The organism is Rhodopseudomonas sp. AAP120, from assembly GCF_001295845.1.
GTDB lineage: Bacteria > Pseudomonadota > Alphaproteobacteria > Rhizobiales > Xanthobacteraceae > Rhodopseudomonas.
On record NZ_LJIC01000098.1, the window covers coordinates 1 to 14619 of the forward strand.

The following is a 14619-nucleotide window of genomic DNA, read 5'->3' on the forward strand; positions in this document are numbered from 1 at the left end:
CCCGCCGTGAAAGCGCGGCTGGTCGAACTCGGCGGCGCGCCGCTGATCGGCCCGCCCGCCGCGTTCGATGCCATGATCGCGGACGAGACCGCGAAGTGGAGCAAGGTGGTGAAGTTCGCCGGGCTCAAGGTCGAGTAGCAGCGCGAGGAACGGTCTCGGCCTCCGCCAGATAGCTCCGCAGCAGTCTCCGACTGTCCGTGAGCGCGGCGATGCGCTGGTCGATTTCGGCGAGCTGCCGGCGCACACCGTCGGTGAATTCCGGGCAGGGGCTGAAGCCCGCCCCGGTGGGATGCGCACAGGGCAGCAGGCGCTTGATCATCGTGAGCGTCAGCCCGGCGCGATTGAGCCGGACAATGCGCCTGACCGCCACGACGTCTGCACGATGATACTGCCGGTATCCGGCTGGCGTCCGGTCTGGCCGTAGCAGGCCTTGACGTTCGTAGTAGCGCAGCATTCGCGCGCTCACGCCGCAGCGGCGGGACAATTCTCCGATCTGCATCGTGCCGACCTCCTTGACCCTGACAGCACTGTCACAGCTTAGCGTCCGGCTCGCCTGCAATGAAGCGGCAAGAAACGAGGTTGTCATGCTCAAACTCACCATGTGTAGCCGGCGCCTGCCGGGCCTCTCCCGCGAACAGTTCGATCAACATTGGCGGGACCGTCATGGCCCGTTGGTCCGATCGCATCAGGCCGTGTTGCGGATCCGGCGCTATGTGCAAACTTCGCCGCTGGCCGAGCCGGCGGCTCAGGAGTCGCTCCGCGCCAGCCGTGGCATGATCGCTGTCGATTTCGACGGACTTGCGGAGCTCTGGTGGGACAGCCTTGAAGATCACGCCGCGGCGAGGACAACAGCAGAGGGCGCTGCAGCGCTCCGCCAGTTGATCGAGGACGAACGCAGTTTTGTCGATCTGTCGCGTTCGCTTGCCTGGTACGGAGCCGAGCGGCAGATCGTGCCGTAGCGCTGACGCACTCGGCTTGAGCCGCCCCGAGCGGCCATCCGGTGTCGTACCCTGCGACAACGCATCGTGAGCCGAAACCCGGAACGTTCGCGGCGCCGCACGGTTGGCTCGCCGTCGACGGGGGTCGGCTGATCAACGATGATAGGAGACGGCAAGATGAAGACCTTGGCTTTGGCAGCGGTGGCGTTGGGCGCATTCGGTGCGGCACAAGTGGTGACGGCGCAGCCCGCCGCCGCGCAGGTCGAGTATCCCTATTGCAAGCAGGGCGCGCTGCAGGGCTATCCGGGCAACTGCAATTTCGTCAGCTTCGAGGCCTGCCGGTTCTCGGCGCAGGGCACCGGCGGCAACTGCATCGCCAACCCGCGCTACGGCGCCTGGGCCGGCGGCTACGGCGCGTACGGCAGCCCCCACGACGCCTATGGCTATGCGCCGGCCTATGACGGCGCGGATTACTAACTGAAATGGGAGCGCCGGCGGCTCAGCCGCCGCGCTCCTTGCGGCTGTAGTTTGAAAGATGCCCCTCGCGTGCAGCCTGCGCGCGGGCGGCTTGGACCAGGCCCTTGCTCCTGCCGGGCGGCGCCGGGCGTGACACCAGCCGCTCCATCTTGCGGCTGCTACAATGCGGACAGCGCGGTTTGTCGGAAAAACCGATCAGCAGTTCGCTGTCCTTGTCGCAATTCCCACAACGAAACCCGTAAAGCGGCATAGCCGCACCCTCCTGCAGCGCTTTGCCGGCGGTGGTGCAGATTTCGGACCAAACGCCCGAGTAGCAATTTACCGCCGAGTGCCGTCGATCACGGCGAGCAGCGCGGAGCCGTAGATCTCCAGCTTTTTGTCGCCGATGCCCGGGATGCCGCGCAGCTCGTCGAGCGTGCGCGGCCGCGCCGCCGCGATGCCGTCCATGGTGGCGTCGTGCAGCACCACATAGGCCGGCACGCCGCGGCTCTTCGCCACCTCGGAGCGCCATGCCTTCAGCGACGCGAACAGCTCCGGATCGCCGCTCGTCTCGCGCGGCGCGGCGCCGACCAGATCGCCGCGGCGCGATTTGGCGCGCGGCGGACGGCCGGCGGCCAGTTCGCGCAGCATCACCTGGGCATCGCCCTTCAGCACCGCGCGCGAACTCTCGGTGAATTTCAGCGCGCCGAACGCTTCGCTGTCCGGCGCCAGATGGCCGAGCGACACCAGCTGCCGGATCACGGCGCGCCACTGCTTCTCGTTGAACTCGCTGCCGATGCCGAACACCGACAGCTTGTCGTGGCCGAACTGAGAGACGCGGTCGGTGAGCCGGCCGAGCAGCACGTCGATCAGATGCTGCGCACCGAAGCGCTGCCCGGTGCGATAGGCGCAGGACAGCAGCTTCTGCGCCGCCACCGTGCCGTCGATCACTTTCGGCGGCGTCAGGCAGTTATCGCAATTGCCGCAATTGTCGTGCTGCGCGGTCTCGCCGAAATAGCCGAGCAGCCGGGTGCGGCGGCAGGAGGTGGATTCGCACAGGCCGACCAGCGCGTCGAGCTTGCCCATCGACACCCGCTTGAACGCATCGGAGCCCGAACTCTCGTCGATCATCCGGCGCTGCTGAACGATGTCGCTGAGGCCGTAGGCCATCCAGGCCTCCGACGGCTTGCCGTCGCGCCCGGCGCGTCCGGTCTCCTGATAGTAAGCCTCAATGCTCTTGGGCAGATCGAGATGCGCGACGAAGCGCACGTCCGGCTTGTCGATACCCATGCCGAACGCGATGGTGGCGACGATCACCACGCCGTCCTCGTTGAGGAAGCGGTCCTGATTGCGCGCACGCACGTCCGGCGGCAGGCCGGCGTGATAGGGCAGCGCATTGAGCCCGGATTTGCGCAGCGTCTCGGCGGTGTCCTCGACCTTGGCGCGCGACAGGCAATACACCACGCCGGAATGGCCGCGATGGCGGTCGTCGATGAACGCCTTGAGCTGCGCCGGGGCGTTCTGCTTGTCGACGATGCTGTAGCGGATGTTCGGCCGGTCGAAGCTGGAGACGAAGCAGGGCGCGTCGGTGAGCGACAGCCGCTCGGCGATCTCGCGGCGGGTCAGCGCGTCGGCGGTCGCGGTCAGCGCGATCCGCGGCACGGTGGGGAATTTCTCGGCGATCGCCGACAGGCCGACATATTCGGGCCGGAAGTCGTGGCCCCATTGCGATACGCAATGCGCCTCGTCGATCGCGAACAGCGCAATCTTCGCCCGCGCCAGCAGCGCCAGGCAGCGCGGCGTCAGCAGCCGCTCGGGCGCGACGTAGAGGAGGTCGAGCTCGCCCTTGAGCAATTGCTGCTCGATCGCATTCGCCTCGTCATAGGACAGCGTCGAATTCAGCGCCGCGGCGCGCACGCCGCTCTCCAGCAGCCCCGCGACCTGGTCGCGCATCAGCGCGATCAGCGGCGACACCACCACGCCGCAACCGTCGCGCAGCAGCGCCGGCAATTGATAGCACAGCGACTTGCCGCCCCCGGTCGGCATCAGCACCAGCGCATCGCCGCCGTCGGCGACATGCCGCACGATCGCCTCCTGCTGCCCGCGGAACCCGGGCAGCCCGAACACATGCTGCAACGTCGACAGCATCCGGACGTCGAGATCGTCGTCGGTTTCCAAGGGCGCGGAGCGGGTCATGCGAATGGACAGAGCAAAGGAGCCATGAGGCCCCTATACCCCATTCCCGCCGATTCTGCCCATGAGGCAGCGCGCGTGCCCCAACCGCAGCGCGCCCCCTCTCCCGCCTGCGGGAGAGGGTTGGGGTGAGGGCGCCCGAAGCAGTGAGTCAGCGACTCGCGGAGAGGACACGCTTACCCAGATGGCTGCGCAGCCGATGGAAGAGCCTTTATGGACGACGGAGAGGCATTGCTCGCGTCGCCCTCACCCCAGCCCTCTCCCGCAAGCGGGAGAGGGAGCAGGCCGTGCTGCGCGGCGCCGCCTCAGACGATCCTTGAGCCGCTCTTGCCCCAATATTGATCCCGCAACAGGCGCTTGTAGAGTTTGCCGGTGGGGAGCCGTGGCAGTTCTTCGAGGAAGTCGATCGAGCGCGGTACCTTCTGGCGGCTCAGCGACTGGTTGCAGAATGCGATCAGTTCCTGCGCCAGATCGGAACCCGGGTCGACGCCGGGCATCGGCTGGATCACCGCCTTGACCTCCTCGCCCAGATCCTCGTTCGGCACGCCGAACACCGCCGCGTCGGCGACCTTGGGATGGGTGATGAGCAGGTTCTCGCATTCCTGCGGGTAGATGTTCACGCCGCCCGAGATGATCATGAAGGTGGCGCGGTCGGTGAGGTGCAGATAGCCGTCGTCGTCGACATAGCCGACGTCGCCGACCGTGCTCATGCTGCCGTCTTCGGAGCGGGTCTCCGCGGTCTTGGCCGGGTCGTTGAAATATTCGAACGGCGTCGCGGTCTTGAACCAGATCTGGCCCGGCGTGCCCTTCGGGCAGGGCTGCATCCGGTCGTCGAGGATGTGCAGGTCGCCGAACATCACCTTGCCGACCGTGCCGCGATGCGCCAGCCATTCCTCGCTGTTGCAGGCGGTGAAGCCGAGGCCCTCGGTGGCGCCGTAATATTCGTGGATGATCGGCCCCCACCATTTGATCATCTGTTCCTTGACCTGCGGCGGACACGGCGCGGCGGCGTGGATCGCGACCTCGAGCGACGACAGGTCGTATTTCTTGCGCGTCTCTTCCGGCAGTTTCAGCATCCGCGAGAACATCGTCGGCACCAGCTGGCTGTGCGTGACTTTGTATTTCTCGATCAGCGCCAGATACTGCTCCGGATCGAAATGCTCCATGATGATCACGGTGCCGCCGTCGCGGATAGTGAGGCCGACCGCGGCCTGCGGCGCCGAGTGATACAGCGGCGCCGGCGACAGATAGATCATGCCGTTGCGATACTTCCACAGCGTGTTGAGGAAGTGGAACAGCGGTAGCGGCTGCGACGGCGGCTGCTCCGGCAGCGGCCGCACGATGCCCTTGGGCCGGCCAGTCGTGCCGGACGAATACAGCATCGCCGTGCCGAGATGTTCCTCGGCAATCGGCGTATCCGGCAGCCCGCGCGTGACGTCGGCGAGCCCGACGATGCGGTCGCTCTCGGTCTCGCCGTCGACCACGATGCACAGCGTCACCTTCGGGCACTCCTTCAGCGCCTCGCGGGCGACGGCGAGCTTGGCCTTCGAGGTGATCAGCGCGCGGGATTCGCTGTTAGTCAGGATGTAGGCGAGCTCGGCCGGCGTCAGGTAGGAATTGACGCAGGTGTAGTAATGGCCGCTGCGCTCGCCGGCGCCGCACGCCTCGAGGTAGCGGTTGTTGTTCTCCATGAAGATCGAATAATGATCGAGCCGCCGCAGGCCGTGGTTGTAGAGCAAATGCGCCAGCCGGTTGCTGCGCGCGTCGAGCTCCGCGTAGCTCACGGTCTCGCCGGTCGAGGCCATGATGAAGGCGGGATGATCGGGGTGGGTTGTGGCGAATTGGCCGGTATACATCGTGCTCCCTCGTGCTGATGCTGCCTGACTTCTGGTTTTTGGTTGGTTCAGGTCTCTTCCTCGGTCATTGCGAGCGAAGCGAAGCAATCCAGAGGCTCAGTGCACGGCGCTGGATTGCTTCGTCGCTTCGCTCCTCGCAATGACGGAGCCGGTGTGGGTGCGGGTGCTTACGCCGCCAGTTCCAGAATCTCCCTCACCTGCGCCGGCTCCTCGATCTTGCGCGGGTTGCGCGGCACCCAGGGGGTGCCCATCGCCTGCGCGGCGATCTTGTCGAAGTGTTCGGGACAGACGCCGACCTCGCGCAGCGACCGCGGCATGCCGAGCACGCGGATCAGCGCGTCGAGCACGTCGCCGGCGTCCTTGCCCGGATGGCCCATCGCGGCGGCGACCAGCGCCTGGCGGTCACGGTTGACGGTCTTGTTCCAGCGCATGACCGCCGGCAGCATGACGCAGGAGGTGTGGCCGTGCGGCACGTCGAAGGCGGCGCCGAGCACGTAGCCGATGCCGTGGCTGGCGCCCATCGGCACGCCCGACGACAGCGCGCCCATCGACAGCCAGGTGCCGATCTGGCAATCGAGCCGGGCGTTGAGATCGGCCGGATCGGCCTTTACCCGCGGCAGCCCGGCGGCCAGCATCGCCAGCCCGCGCAGCGCCTGCGCGTCGCCATAGGGATGCGCTTCGCCCGAGCAGATCGCCTCGACGCAGTGATCGACCGCGCGAATGCCGGTCGACAGAAACAGCCATTCCGGCGTGTGCACCGTGATGGCGGGATCGAGAATAGCCGCGCGCGGCATCACCAGCGGGTGCGCGAACTTCTCCTTGACCCGCGTCGCCTCGTTGGTGACGCCGGCCATCGCGCTGAATTCGCCGCCGGAGATGGTGGTCGGCACGCTGATCTGCCGCACGGTCGGCGCCAATGGCGATGGCCGGTTGGCGACGCGGTCCATATCCTCAACGCTGCGAATGTCGTTGGCAAGGCAGATCTGCACCGCCTTGGCGCCGTCGGTGATCGAGCCGCCGCCGATGGTGACGATCAGGTCGGCATCCGCGGCCCGCGCCATCTCGGTGGCGGCGATGATGGCGCTGCGCGGCGAATGCGCCGGCATCGCGTCGAACACCGCGGCGCAGCGTCCGCCGAGCGCGTCGCGGATTTTGGCGATTTCATCGGTGGTCCGGTTGAGGGTGCCGGAGACCATCAACAGCGCGCGCTCGGCGCCGATCCGGTCGAGCTGCGCGGCGACGGCCTGCGCGGCCGGCTGTCCGTAGACGACTTCCTCCATGGCGCCGAAAACGACGCGTCCCTGCTGCACGTTCTGTCACTCCCACGGTGGCCGCTTTTGCGAGGCCTTGGCGCTGATCCTAGCAGCGACAGGGGGATCGGGAACAAGAAAAATCGTCGCGCGTCCGGCAGCGCCTGACATGCAGAGCCGGTAAGATGCGACGTTCGGCGAAGACGGCCGCCAAAGGGGTTGTCGGCGTCGGGGCCGCATGGGACATGCGTGCAGTGCAGCGGGAGACAGAGCATGACCAAGGCGGTACTCGGCATTATCGGCGGATCCGGCATCTATGATCTGCCCGGCCTGGAAGACGTCCGCGACGAGCAGATCGCAAGCCCGTGGGGCGAGCCGTCCTCGGCGGTGCGGCGCGGCACGATTGCCGGGTTGCCGATCGTGTTCATGCCGCGCCACGACAAGGGCCACCGGCTGTCGCCGTCCGACATCAATTACCGCGCCAATATCGACGTGCTGAAGCGCGCCGGCGTCACCGACCTGATCTCGCTGTCGGCCTGCGGCTCGTTCAAGGAAGAGTTGCCGCCCGGCACCTTCGTGCTGGTCGATCAGTTCGTCGATCGCACCTACAAGCGCGAGAGCTCGTTCTTCGGCAAAGGCTGCGTCGCCCACGTCTCGATGGCGCATCCGGTGTCGCCGCGGCTGCGCATCCATCTGGCCGCGGCGGCCGACGCGGAGGGCATCGCCTGGGCGCGCGGCGGCACCTATCTCTGCATGGAAGGCCCGCAATTCTCCAGCTACGCCGAAAGCGTCACCTACAAGCAGCTCGGCTATTCGGTGATCGGCATGACCAACATGCCGGAGGCCAAGCTCGCCCGCGAAGCCGAGATCTGCTACGCGAGCGTCGCGATGGTGACGGATTTCGACTGCTGGCACCCCGACCACGACGCGGTGACGGTGCAGGACATCATCCGCGTGCTGAGTTCGAACGCCGAAAAGGCCAAGAACCTGGTGGCGCGGCTGGCGAGGGACTTCCCGCGAGAGCACGAACCCTGCCCGATCGGCTCAGACCGCGCTCTCGACACGGCGCTGATCACCCAGCCGGAAGCGCGCGATCCGGAACTGCTGAAGAAGCTCGATGCGGTGGCGGGGCGGATTTTGAAGGTTTGACGAGGCAGTGGTACGCCATGACTAAGCTCAGTCAGTCAGCGGACAATGAGTTAAGAAAGCTTTCGGCCAGCTTCCTGAGCAGTCTTGGCGTCGCAGTCGTCGCTGCTGGTGTACTCGCTCCCGGGCTTTCACTCTTGTCGGAAAACCCCTTCATTTCCAAGAACTCCTTCTTGGTTGTTGGTGCAGGTTGCGTCGTCCTTGCTTTCTTCCTACATTTTCTTGGACGAGGCATTGTGAGGAAGATCCAATGAACAACGTGGTCTATCTCTTAACCGTGCCTGGAATGGTGCTGATTGCGTCCTTGCTGCTTTACTGGCACGTCAATCGCGTCAGTCGAGGTTAGCGCTGTGGCAGTGATTTCACGATTGTCCGGCGAAGACTCATGAAAGTCGACGGCATTCACACCCGTTCCATCTGGCTCGAGCCGGATGGCTGGACGGTGGCGGCGATCGATCAGCGGCGGTTGCCGCATGAATATGTGATCGCCAAACTCACCAGTTGCGACCGCGCCGCGGATGCGATCCGCTCGATGCTGGTGCGCGGCGCGCCGCTGATCGGCGCGACGGCCGCCTACGGCATCGCGCTGGCGATGCGCGAGGACGCTTCCGACGCGGCGCTCGATCAGGCCTACGCCAAGCTGATCGCCACCCGCCCGACTGCCATCAATCTGAAATGGGCGCTCGACGAGATGCGCCGCGCGCTGCGTCCAATGAAGCCGGCCGAGCGCGTCGCGGCTGCGTACCAGCGCGCCGCCGAGATCGCCGACGAGGACGTCGCCATCAATCAGGCGATCGGCGCCAATGGCCTGAAGCTGATCGAGGCAATCGCCGCGACCAAGAAGCCCGGCGAGCGCGTCAACGTGCTGACGCATTGCAATGCCGGCTGGCTCGCCACCGTCGACTGGGGCACCGCGACGGCGCCGATCTATCAGGCGTTCGACAAGGGCATCCCGATCCACGTCTATGCGGACGAGACCCGGCCACGCAATCAGGGCGCCTCGCTCACCGCCTGGGAGCTCGGCCATCACGGCGTCGACCACACGGTGATCCCGGACAACACCGGCGGCCATCTGATGCAGCACGGCATGGTCGATCTTTGCATCGTCGGCACCGACCGGGTCACCGCTGACGGCGACGTCTGCAACAAGATCGGCACCTATCTGAAGGCGCTGGCGGCGGCCGACAACAAAGTGCCGTTCTACGTGGCGCTGCCGTCGCCGACGATCGACTTCACCATCCACGACGGCGTGAAGGAAATCCCGATCGAGCAGCGCGAGGCGGCCGAGGTCACCGACATGACCGGCCGCACCGCCGACGGCCGGATCGAAACCGTGCGGATCGTGCCGCCGGGCTCGCAAGTCGCCAATTACGGCTTCGACGTCACGCCCTCGCGGCTCGTCACCGGCCTGATTACCGAGCGCGGCGTGCTGAAACCGGATCGCGCGTCGCTGGCGGCAGCCTTCCCCGAGCGGGTGGCGCGGGAGCAACTCGCGTCTTAGCGAGGGCTATCCCCGCCGTCATTGCGAGGAGCGCAGCGACGAAGCAATCCAGCGCCGTGCACCTGGCTGGATTGCTTCGCGGAGCCTGTCATCGGGCGGCGCTCCGCGCCGACCCGTTGGCTCGCAATGACGGGGAGCGGACGTCATATCGGGCCAAGACCCGCCAAGCAGACCGCCGCGCCAAAGCCGCAATTGGATACCCATCCTTGCCGTCCGCCGGCCCGCGCGGCTGAAGGTCACGCGGGAAACTGCTCGCCTGCGGCGCCGTTGTGGTTATGCTCGGCCCGATGCGCCGGCTCGTTCCCGGCGAAGGATGTTGACGATGACCGACCAGCCCAGGCAGCCCGAGCGGCCGCGCTTCGAACCGGAGATCATTCCGCCCGGCGAGTCCCACGACCCGCGCGGCACGCGGGTGTTCATCGACCAGACCACCACCGAGCAGATTTTCGTCGGCCGGATCAGTCCGCTGCAGATGTTCATGCTGGCGCTGGGGATCGGGGCGGTGATCGCCGTGGTGCTGGTGATCCTGCTCGGTGCGTTCCTGCTGTGGATCCCGATCGTCGGCCTGCTGGTCGCCGCCGGCCTGGTCGCCGGTGTGCTGCGGCCGCTGTTCCAGCGCCGGGGATAGCCAGGCCTGCGATTGATCCGCGTCAGCGAACGGTCAGCCGCGATCCATCATAGCAGCGGCACTCGGATTGATCCCGGAGACCGTTCGTGTCGAACCTGCGCAAACGCCCGCTGACGGCCGGCCTGATCCTGGCGCTACTGGCCGCGCCGGTGTCAGTGTCTCCGGTCTCCGCTCACGACCACGACCACGACCACGAGCGCCACGATCACGACGAGGCACGGCTCGCCGTGCAGCGTGGCGAAATCCGGCCGCTTGCCGAACTGCTGTCGATGGTGCGCAACAAGCTGCCGGGCGAGATCACCGGCGTCGAGATCGAGCGTCACCACGGTCAGTGGCTGTACGAATTCATCGTCGTCGACAAGGCCGGGCGGATGTACGAAGTGCATGTCGATCCGCAGAGCGGCGAGATCCGCAAGACCAGGGAAAAGTGATGCGGGTGCTGGTGGTGGAGGACGACCGCCGGATCGCCGCCGATCTGGCGCGAGGCTTGGCCGAGGCCGGCTATATCGCCGACTGCGTCTCCGACGGCGAGGACGCGTGGTTTCGCGGCGACACCGAGGACTACACCGCGATCATCCTCGATCTGGGGCTGCCCCGGCTCGACGGCCTCACCATCCTGAAGCGCTGGCGCGACAATGGACGGCGCACCCCGGTGCTGATCCTGACTGCGCGGGGTAGCTGGGCCGAGCGGGTCGACGGCATCGACGCCGGCGCCGACGACTATCTGCCCAAGCCGTTCCAGATGGAGGAACTGCTGGCCCGACTGCGCTCGATCGTGCGCCGCTCGGTCGGCCACGCCTCCTCGGTCACCACAGTCGGCGCCGTCACGCTCGACGAACGGCAGATGCAGGTCAGCATCCGCGGCGAGCCGGTGGCGCTGTCGCCGCTGGAATATCGGCTGGCGTCCTATCTGATGCTGCATCGCGGCCGCGTGGTGTCACAGTTCGAACTCAGCGAGAACATCTACGGCCAGGACGACGCCCACGATTCCAACGCCATCGAGGTGCTGGTCGGCCGCGTCCGCAAGAAGCTCGGCGCCGATTTGATCGAGACGCGGCGCGGCTTCGGCTACATCGTGCCGGGAGACGGCACGTGACGCGGCATTCGCTGCGGCTGCGGCTGATCGCCGGCGGCGCCGCGGCGATCCTGATCGCGCTCAGCGTCGCCGGCATGGGACTCACCATCCTGTTCGAGCGCCACGTCACCCGCACCATTGCGGACGATCTCGAAGTCTCGCTCAAACAATTGCTGGCGGGGCTGGAGGTCGATGCCGACGGCCATCTGCTGCTGGCCCGGCCGCCAACCGATCCGCGGTTCTCCGAGCCGCTGTCCGGGCTGTACTGGCAGGTCGGTGACGACCACGACCAGCTGCTACGCTCGCGCTCGCTGTGGGACGACCGGTTGACGGTGCCGATCGATCAGCCGGGGCCGGGCGAGGTGCATCACCACGACATCGCCGGGCCGGCGGGGGCGCGGCTGTCGATCGTTGAACGCCGGGTAATCCTGACCATCGCCGGCAAGCCGGTGCCGGTCCGCGCCATGGTGGCGGTCGATCTCGCGCGGGTCGACGCCGCCGGCAAGGCATTCGCGCGCGATCTCGTCGTCGCGCTCGGCATTCTCGGCGTGGTGCTGGCAATCGCCACCTCGGTGCAGGTGATGCTCGGCCTGCGCCCGCTGCGGGCGCTGCGCCAGGGCGTCGCCGACATCCGCGCCGGGCGCAGCGATCGCCTGCCGCAGGCGGTGCCGGACGAGGTCCGGCCGCTGGTCGAGGAGGTCAACGCGCTGCTCGAGGCGCAGGCGCGCGAGATTGCCCGGTCGCGGGACCGCGCGGCCGATCTCGCCCATGGCCTGAAGACGCCGCTCGCCGCACTCGCCGCCGATGCGGCGCGGCTGCGCGGACGCGGGGAGGACAGGCTGGCGCGTGACATCGAGGCGGTCGGCACCGCGATGAGCCGGCATGTCGACCGCGAACTGGCTCGGGCCCGGCTGCGCGGCGAGGTCCGCCGCGGCGCTGTGGCTCCGGTCGCGCTGGCGCCGCTGCTGCGCTCGCTGGTGACGATCCAGTCGCGCACCCCGGCCGGCGCCCGGATCGAGTACCAATTGGAAATCCCCGATTACACGGCGGTGAGGCTCGATCGTACCGATCTGGCGGAGGTGCTCGGCAATCTGCTCGACAACGCCACCCGCCACGCCCGCAGCCGGGTCCGGATCGGCACCAGTTGCGACGCCAACGGGTTCTGCTTTGCCATCGAGGACGATGGCGAAGGCCTGGAGACCGAGGCCTGTGTGGCTGTGCTCGGACGCGGCATCCGTCTCGACCAGCGCGGCGAAGGTGCCGGCCTCGGCCTCGCCATCGTCCAGGACGTCCTCGACGCCTATGGCTGGACGCTGCACCTGTCCCGCTCCGAGCTGGGCGGGCTGAAGGCGAGCTGCTGCACGGTGACGGCGGCGTAGTTGGTTTGGTTCGCGGGGCTTGCCTCCTGCTCCACGGTCATCGCCCGGCTTGTCCGGGCGACCCAGTATTCCAGAGCGCTGTCTGGTCGGCAGTGCGCTTGCCGCGGGCGCTCTGGGATACTGGGTCACCCGCATTCGCGGGTGATGACGGGTTGCTGTGGGGCGATCTCCGCCACCTCACTCGTTCTGGGTGTCGCCGCCCCCGCCTTGCCATCACCGCGTCGCGCGCTATATCCGGGTTTTCCCGTTCACCCTTGTTCAGGATCGAGTATTCCCGCATGACGACGACTGATACCGCCGCCGAGACGAAGCCGTTCCAGGCCGAAGTGGCCGAGCTTTTGAATCTCATGGTGCATTCGGTCTATTCCGAGACCGATATTTTCCTGCGCGAGCTGATTTCCAACGCCTCCGATGCGCTCGACAAGCTGCGTTACGAATCGATCTCCAAGCCCGAGCTGATGGCCGAGGGCGGCGAGCCGAAGATCCGGATCATTCCGAGGAAGGCTCCCGACACCCTGACGGTGCGCGACAACGGCATCGGCATGGACCGGCAGGAGCTGATCGACAATCTCGGCACCATCGCCAAGTCCGGCACCAAGTCGTTCCTGTCGAAGCTGACCGAAGCCAAGGACGGCGCCGGGCTGATCGGTCAGTTCGGCGTCGGCTTCTACGCCGCCTTCATGGTGGCCGACAAGATCACCGTCACCAGCCGCCGCGCCGGTTCGAACGAAGTCTGGACCTGGACCTCGTCGGGCGGCGCCGGCTTCGAGATCGCGCCGGCCTCCGAGGAGGACGCCGCGCGCGTCGAGCGCGGCACCGAGATCGTGCTGCATCTGAAGCCGGACGCGTCGAAATATCTCGAGGCCTATCAGATCGAACGCATCGTCTCGGAGTACTCCGACAACATCCAGTTTCCGATCGAGCTGGTGCCGGAAGAAGGCGAGCCGCGGCAGATCAATTCGGCCAGCGCGCTGTGGCAGCGCTCCAAGTCCGAGCTGACCGAGGACGACTACAAGCAGGCCTACAAGCAGGTCGCGAACGCCTTCGACGACCCGGCGATGACGCTGCACTATCGGGCCGAGGGTCGGCAGTCCTACGTGGTGCTGCTGTTCGCGCCGTCGACCAAGCCGTTCGACCTGTTCGAGCCGGAGCGCAAGGGCCGCGTCAAGCTGTACGTTCGCCGCGTCTTCATCACCGCGGACGCCGACCTGCTGCCGCCTTATCTGCGTTTCCTGCGCGGCGTGATCGACAGCGAGGACCTGCCGCTGAACCTGTCGCGCGAGATGCTGCAGAACAATCCGCAGCTGGCGCAGATCCGCAAGGCCGTAACCGGCAAGGTGATCGGCGAGCTGGAAAGCCTCGCCGACAAGCAGCCCGAGCAGTTCGCCAAGATCTGGGACTCGTTCGGCCCGGTGCTGAAGGAAGGCATCTACGAGGATTACGAGCGCCGCGAGAAGCTGCTGTCGCTGGCGCGCTTCACCACCACCACCGGCGAGAACCGCACGCTGGCGCAATATGTCGAGGCGATGAAGGAGAACCAGACCGAGATCTATTATCTGGTCGGCGACTCCATCGAGCGGCTGAAGTCGAATCCGAAGCTGGAATCGGCCACCGCGCGCGGCATCGAGGTGCTGCTGCTGACCGATCCGGTCGATGCGTTCTGGACCTCGGCGCCGCTCGATTTCGGCGGCAAGCCGCTGAAGTCGCTGAGCCAGGGCGATATCAATTTCGACCTGATCCCGAAGCTCGATGCCGACAAGACCGACGACAAGCCGGAAGAGCCCAAGGCCGACGAAACCACGGTGATCGCGGTGATCAAGGACGCGCTCGGCGAGCGCGTCAGCGACGTCAAGGCGTCGCAGCGGCTGACGGCGAGCGCGTCGTGTCTGGTCGCAGGCGGTTTCGGGCCGGATCGCGAGCTCGAGAAGATGCTGGCCCGCGCCAACAAGGGCGCCGCCACCAAGCCGATCCTGGAGGTCAATCTCGGCCACCCGCTGGTGACGGCGCTGGCGAACGCCAAGGCCGACAAGGCCGAGGCGACCGACCTGTCGTTCCTGCTGCTGGAGCAGGCGCAGATCCTCGACGGCGAGCTGCCGGAAGATCCCGCTGCCTTCGCCGGCCGGCTCAACCGGCTGGTGCTGCGCGGCCTGGTCGCACATGGTTAGCGGCTGACTAAGAAACAGGGTTACCGCTTTTT

At 66.7% G+C, this 14619-nt stretch carries 14 protein-coding genes; 9 read left to right on the forward strand and 5 right to left on the reverse strand.

Annotated features, from left to right (window positions below):
* Positions 1-124: 124 nt before the first annotated feature.
* The gene (locus tag IP86_RS16005) at positions 125-586 is read right to left on the reverse strand and encodes a MerR family transcriptional regulator (protein WP_349509536.1); all 462 of its coding nucleotides are present in this window, start codon (positions 584-586) and stop codon (positions 125-127) included.
* On the opposite strand from IP86_RS16005, the gene IP86_RS16010 reads away from it, so the two are divergent.
* Both IP86_RS16010 and IP86_RS16015 read left to right on the forward strand, forming a co-directional pair.
* A complete protein-coding gene (locus IP86_RS16010) occupies positions 585-959 on the forward strand; it encodes an EthD domain-containing protein (RefSeq protein ID WP_054163530.1) in 375 nt (124 codons plus the stop codon). The two genes, IP86_RS16005 and IP86_RS16010, sit on opposite strands and share 2 nt — an antisense overlap.
* 156 nt (positions 960-1115) lie before the next feature.
* Positions 1116-1415, forward strand: a complete 300-nt coding sequence (locus IP86_RS16015) for a DUF3551 domain-containing protein (protein ID WP_054163531.1) — start codon at positions 1116-1118, stop codon at positions 1413-1415.
* A gap of 22 nt (positions 1416-1437) precedes the next feature.
* On the opposite strand, the gene IP86_RS28105 is transcribed toward IP86_RS16015, so the two are convergent.
* The 4 genes from IP86_RS28105 to IP86_RS16030 form a co-directional block, all read right to left on the reverse strand.
* On the reverse strand, positions 1438-1665 hold the full coding sequence (locus tag IP86_RS28105; RefSeq protein ID WP_082364047.1) for an FmdB family zinc ribbon protein: 228 nt from the start codon (positions 1663-1665) through the stop codon (positions 1438-1440).
* Positions 1666-1733: 68 nt separating this feature from the next.
* Positions 1734-3590: a DNA helicase RecQ gene (gene recQ, locus IP86_RS16020; RefSeq protein ID WP_054163532.1), complete on the reverse strand. Its 1857-nt coding sequence runs from the start codon at positions 3588-3590 to the stop codon at positions 1734-1736.
* A 302-nt stretch (positions 3591-3892) separates the two neighbouring features.
* Positions 3893-5443 carry an AMP-binding protein gene (locus IP86_RS16025; protein WP_054163533.1) on the reverse strand — a complete coding sequence of 517 codons (1551 nt, stop codon included), beginning with the start codon at positions 5441-5443 and terminating at the stop codon, positions 3893-3895.
* A gap of 167 nt (positions 5444-5610) precedes the next feature.
* Positions 5611-6753 carry an iron-containing alcohol dehydrogenase gene (locus IP86_RS16030; RefSeq protein WP_054163534.1) on the reverse strand — a complete coding sequence of 381 codons (1143 nt, stop codon included), beginning with the start codon at positions 6751-6753 and terminating at the stop codon, positions 5611-5613.
* A 213-nt stretch (positions 6754-6966) separates the two neighbouring features.
* Here IP86_RS16030 and IP86_RS16035 point away from each other — a divergent pair, with 213 nt between their 5' ends.
* The 7 genes from IP86_RS16035 (at position 6967) to htpG (ending at position 14587) form a co-directional block, all read left to right on the forward strand.
* Positions 6967-7842 carry an S-methyl-5'-thioadenosine phosphorylase gene (locus IP86_RS16035; RefSeq protein ID WP_054163535.1) on the forward strand — a complete coding sequence of 292 codons (876 nt, stop codon included), beginning with the start codon at positions 6967-6969 and terminating at the stop codon, positions 7840-7842.
* Positions 7843-8224: 382 nt separating this feature from the next.
* On the forward strand, positions 8225-9340 hold the full coding sequence (mtnA, locus tag IP86_RS16040) for an S-methyl-5-thioribose-1-phosphate isomerase (RefSeq protein ID WP_054163536.1): 1116 nt from the start codon (positions 8225-8227) through the stop codon (positions 9338-9340).
* Between the two features lie 322 nt (positions 9341-9662).
* Positions 9663-9968, forward strand: a complete 306-nt coding sequence (locus IP86_RS16045) for a hypothetical protein (RefSeq protein ID WP_054163552.1) — start codon at positions 9663-9665, stop codon at positions 9966-9968.
* A 95-nt stretch (positions 9969-10063) separates the two neighbouring features.
* On the forward strand, positions 10064-10399 hold the full coding sequence (locus tag IP86_RS16050) for a PepSY domain-containing protein (protein ID WP_197279845.1): 336 nt from the start codon (positions 10064-10066) through the stop codon (positions 10397-10399).
* Positions 10399-11064 (forward strand): response regulator transcription factor, encoded by a 666-nt coding sequence (locus IP86_RS16055; protein ID WP_054163537.1) that lies wholly within the window; start codon positions 10399-10401, stop codon positions 11062-11064. The genes IP86_RS16050 and IP86_RS16055 overlap by 1 nt, the downstream gene beginning before the upstream one ends.
* Positions 11061-12422 carry a sensor histidine kinase gene (locus IP86_RS16060; RefSeq protein ID WP_054163538.1) on the forward strand — a complete coding sequence of 454 codons (1362 nt, stop codon included), beginning with the start codon at positions 11061-11063 and terminating at the stop codon, positions 12420-12422. Before IP86_RS16055 ends, IP86_RS16060 begins: the two co-directional genes overlap by 4 nt.
* A 278-nt stretch (positions 12423-12700) precedes the next feature.
* Positions 12701-14587 carry a molecular chaperone HtpG gene (gene htpG, locus IP86_RS16065; RefSeq protein WP_054163539.1) on the forward strand — a complete coding sequence of 629 codons (1887 nt, stop codon included), beginning with the start codon at positions 12701-12703 and terminating at the stop codon, positions 14585-14587.
* The last annotated feature ends 32 nt before the right edge of the window (positions 14588-14619 follow it).